At 65.3% G+C, this 986-nt stretch carries 1 protein-coding gene; it reads left to right on the forward strand.

Going from position 1 to position 986, the window contains the following annotated elements; all coding sequences use genetic code 11:
• Positions 1-65: 65 nt before the first annotated feature.
• Positions 66-959, forward strand: coding sequence for an IS982 family transposase (locus tag ACLQ3B_RS33640; RefSeq protein ID WP_425784687.1), 894 nt, complete (start codon positions 66-68; stop codon positions 957-959).
• The last annotated feature ends 27 nt before the right edge of the window (positions 960-986 follow it).

Genomic DNA, 986 nt, shown 5'->3' on the forward strand with positions numbered 1-986 from the left:
CTAGACGAGTAAGTCCTAACGACCCCGGGCTGTTGGCATAGACGAAGGGTGTTGAAGATCCGTTTGTGACGACAGACCTCAACACCCTTCTGACCGCACTGTACGTGAAGATCGACGACTGGCTCGGGCGTCCTCGCCGGACTGGTAGGCCACCGAAGCTCTCCGACGCGGAGTTGCTGACCCTGGCCGTCGCGCAGGTGTTGCTCGGGGTGCGTTCCGAGGCCCGCTGGCTTCGGTTCGTCCCCGGGCATCTGCCCGGGGCGTTCCCGTACCTGCCCGGACAGTCCGGTTACAACAAGCGCTTACGGGCGGCGTTGCCGCTGCTCAAGCGTGCCATCCGGGCAGTCGCCGCAGACACCGACCTGTGGTCCGACACGACCTGGGTCATCGATTCCACACCGGTGGAATGCGGCCGGTCCAGGCCGACGGTGAAACGCTCTGATCTGGCGGGGTGGGCCGGGTACGGCTACTGCGCCTCGCACTCGAGGTTCTTCTGGGGCCTGCGGCTGCATCTCATCTGCACCCCGTCCGGTCTGCCGATCGCATGGGCGCTCGCGACCCCGAAGGTCGACGAGCGGGAGGTGCTGACCGCGGTCCTCGATCATGATCCGGACCTCGTCACCGACCGTCCGGGCCTGCTGATCGTGGCGGACAAGGGATACGTCTCCGCCGAGTTGGACCGGTGGCTGGCCGAGCGTGGGGTGCGGTTACTGCGGCCGTCGTATCGCAACCGCACCCCACGCCCGGACGAGCACCTGCTCAAGCCGATCAGGCAGCTCATCGAGTCGGTGAATGACACATTGAAGGGCCAACTCGACCTTGAGTTACACGGCGGTCGCAGTATCGAAGGGGTAGCCGCCAGGGTCGCCCAGCGACTCCTCGCGATGACCGCCGCGATCTGGCACAACCGGACCACCGGCCAGTCCGTGACCAGATCCCTGATCGCCTACGACCACTGAACCAACTTCGGACTTACTCGTCTAGGT

Origin of the sequence: Micromonospora sp. DT53, from assembly GCF_049841535.1 — a bacterium.
Taxonomy (GTDB): domain Bacteria; phylum Actinomycetota; class Actinomycetes; order Mycobacteriales; family Micromonosporaceae; genus Micromonospora.